We start from the raw sequence: 2563 nt of genomic DNA on the forward strand, positions 1-2563 counted from the left end.
GTCGTCGGGGCCGCGGCCTCGGCGACCACGACGATGACCTGGTCGCCCTCGGCGATCGCCTCGCCGGCGCCCGGGTCGGTCTCGATCACCGTGCCGGCGGGTCGGTCCGACGTCCGGGTCACCACCCGATAGTCCACGCCCAACCGGTCGAGGACCGCCCGGGCGGTCGCCTCCGGCAGCCCCACCAGCGGCGGCATCGGCACCCGGGCCGCGGCCGTGGTGGTGGGCGGGTGGTCGGCGGCTGGGTGGTCGGCGCCGCCGAGGTCGGCGCGGCGGTGGTCGCCGGGGCCGTGGTCGGCCCCGGCGTGAGCGAGGGGGACGGCTCGGGCCCCCGGTCCGCCGCCCGCAGCGCCAGCCAGACGCCCACCCCGATCAGCGCGATCAGCAACAGCGCGAGGATGCCCAGCAGGATCGGCATCCACCAGCGACGGCCGGCCTGCTCCTCGGTGTACCACTCGGTGCCGGCCTCCTGGTAGCCGACCGGCCTGGGTGGCGGCACCCCGGCCCGCCCGGACCAGGCCACCGGCAGGGGTGCGGTCCGGTCGGCGGGCTGCTGCCGCGCCGTCCGGTCACCGGTCGGCGGCAGCGCCCGGGTGGCATCGGCGTCCGCCCCACCAGGGCCACGGTCCGGCGGCAGCGCCCGGGTGGCGTCGGCGTCGTCCCCGGGTGGTTCCTGGCGGTCGTCGCTCATCGCACGTCCTTTCCCCACCGGGGCGGGCGCCCTGGCCCTCGATCATCCAAGTTAGCGGTCCGGACCGCCATCGGTGGGGATCAGCGCGGCGAGCCGCCGGTCAGGGGGTCGGCGCCGGACTGTCGGGTGTGGTCGACGGCGGGTCGCCGCAGCCGAGGGCGACCGGGTCGTTCCACCGGGCCGACGCGCCGGCGGCCGGATCCTGCGCGGTGACGGTGCCGCGCCGACCGGTGCGGTAACGCGGGTAGAGGCCCGCCTCGACCAGGTCGTCCGCGGCGGCGGCGCAGTCATCGCCGACCAGATCCGGTACGGCCACGGCCGGCGCCGGGCCGGCCACCCAGAGGGTGACGGTGACTCCCCGGCGAACCGGCGTACCGGGCTCGGGCGAGGTGCGCTCGACGTTGCGGCCGGTGCCCGTGCCGAAGACCAGCCGCCAGCCGAGCTTCCGCTCGTGCAACTGCCGGCGGGCGTCGGTGAAGTCGACCCCGACCAACTCGGGCACGGTCAGCCCGCCGGCCGGCGTGGTCCGCGCGGTCGTCCGGGTCACCGGGGGCGTGCTGTGCGGCCCGTCCGTGGTCGGCGTCTGGGCGGGCGCGGTGGTCACCGCCGCCGCCGGCGGGCCGGCGGGACCGGGGTCGCCGCCCGCGATGAGCCAGCCGCCGCTGGCGCCGATCACGGCCAGCAGCGCCACCGCCAGCCCACCGCCGAGCAGTAGTCTGACCCGGTCCGGCCCCTGGTCAGCCGGCCCGGGTGCGGTCTGCCGCTCCGGGTACCCGTCCGTCATCACGTCCACCGCCTCATCACCGGCGACCGTAGCCCCCGCCACCAACCCCCGGCCGCGACCGGTTCCGGCTGCCCGCCACGACTCGCCGAGCCGACCCTGGGACGCTACGCTCCCCGGCATGGCCAGACGGGGCTGGGGAGGATCGGTCGCCATCGCGATCGGCGTCGCTGCCGGTGCGGGCGCGGCGCAACTGGGTTTCGGCTACGGCCTGGGCATCATCAACTGGACGCCGAACGACGCGGCCCGGGTCGACGCGGCGTGGGTGGCGAGCCTCGCCTGGGCCACCTGGATCTCCGCCACCTCGGTGGTCGCGGGCGCGGTCTGCGCGCAGCGGCTGCGGGCGCGGGGCGGCGAGGACGAGGAACCGGGCCGGACGCTGGGGAAGCTCACCCTGGCCGTCGCCGGGGCGGTCGGCGCGCTGATCACGGTGCTCCTGGTCGCCGTACCGGCCCGCGCGGCGCGGGTGCCGGACACCTTCTCCCCGCAGACTGTCGCCGCCGGCTACGCCGCCGTCGGACTGCTGGTCGGCGTGCTCGTGGCGGCCTGGGCGCTGCACTCGAGGGCGGCCGCCACCAACCTGATCGCGACGACCGGATGGCTCTGGCTGCTCGCCGTGGTCTCGGTGGTCGACAGCGTGCTCGCCGGACGGGGCCTGACCAGCGCGCAGCTCGGCATCTGGCAGATCAGCGCCGACAGTGACCGGTTCTGGATCCGGGACTACTTCTACTGGCCGGGCGCACTCCTCGCGATGGGCTCCGCGCTGGTGATCGGCGCGCTGGCCGCCCGGCGTACCGCACGGCTGGCGGAGCGGCGGGTCGGGGCGGCGGCGTCCGGAGCGGCCGGCCCGCTGCTCGTGGCGGTGGCGTACCTGCTGGCCGTGCCGAGGCTCGCCGCAATCGCCGCCGAGCAGGTCTCGGCCCACCTGATCGCCCCGTACGCGGTGATCGCCGGGGTGGGCGGCTCGGTCCTGGTGGCCGCGCTGGCCCAGCGGGCGGAGCGCCGCACCGTCGCGCCGGACGGGGTGACCGTGCCCCGGCAGCGCACCGCCGGGCCCGACGAGCCTCCCACCGGCACCACCCGGGGGCACC

Annotated in this window: 4 protein-coding genes; 1 reads left to right on the top strand and 3 read right to left on the bottom strand. The window is 77.6% G+C overall.

Annotated elements, in window-relative coordinates; translation table 11 throughout:
- From DKT69_RS40515 to DKT69_RS37220, 3 genes are all read right to left on the bottom strand, one after another.
- Positions 1 to 197: PASTA domain-containing protein (locus tag DKT69_RS40515; RefSeq protein WP_236648778.1), on the bottom strand; the 197-nt coding region annotated here is incomplete at its 3' end.
- Entirely contained in the window at positions 119 to 691 is a 573-nt protein-coding gene (locus DKT69_RS37215) for a hypothetical protein (protein ID WP_236648779.1), read from the bottom strand. The genes DKT69_RS40515 and DKT69_RS37215, both read right to left, overlap by 79 nt.
- Positions 692 to 791: 100 nt before the next feature.
- Positions 792 to 1475, bottom strand: a complete 684-nt coding sequence (locus DKT69_RS37220) for a PASTA domain-containing protein (protein ID WP_109806033.1) — start codon at positions 1473 to 1475, stop codon at positions 792 to 794.
- A 118-nt stretch (positions 1476 to 1593) separates the two neighbouring features.
- On the opposite strand from DKT69_RS37220, the gene DKT69_RS37225 reads away from it, so the two are divergent.
- A partial coding sequence (locus tag DKT69_RS37225) for a hypothetical protein (protein ID WP_109806032.1) occupies positions 1594 to 2563 on the top strand: 970 nt, incomplete at its 3' end.

The organism is Micromonospora sicca (assembly GCF_003172935.1).
In the GTDB taxonomy this organism is placed as follows: domain Bacteria; phylum Actinomycetota; class Actinomycetes; order Mycobacteriales; family Micromonosporaceae; genus Micromonospora; species Micromonospora sicca.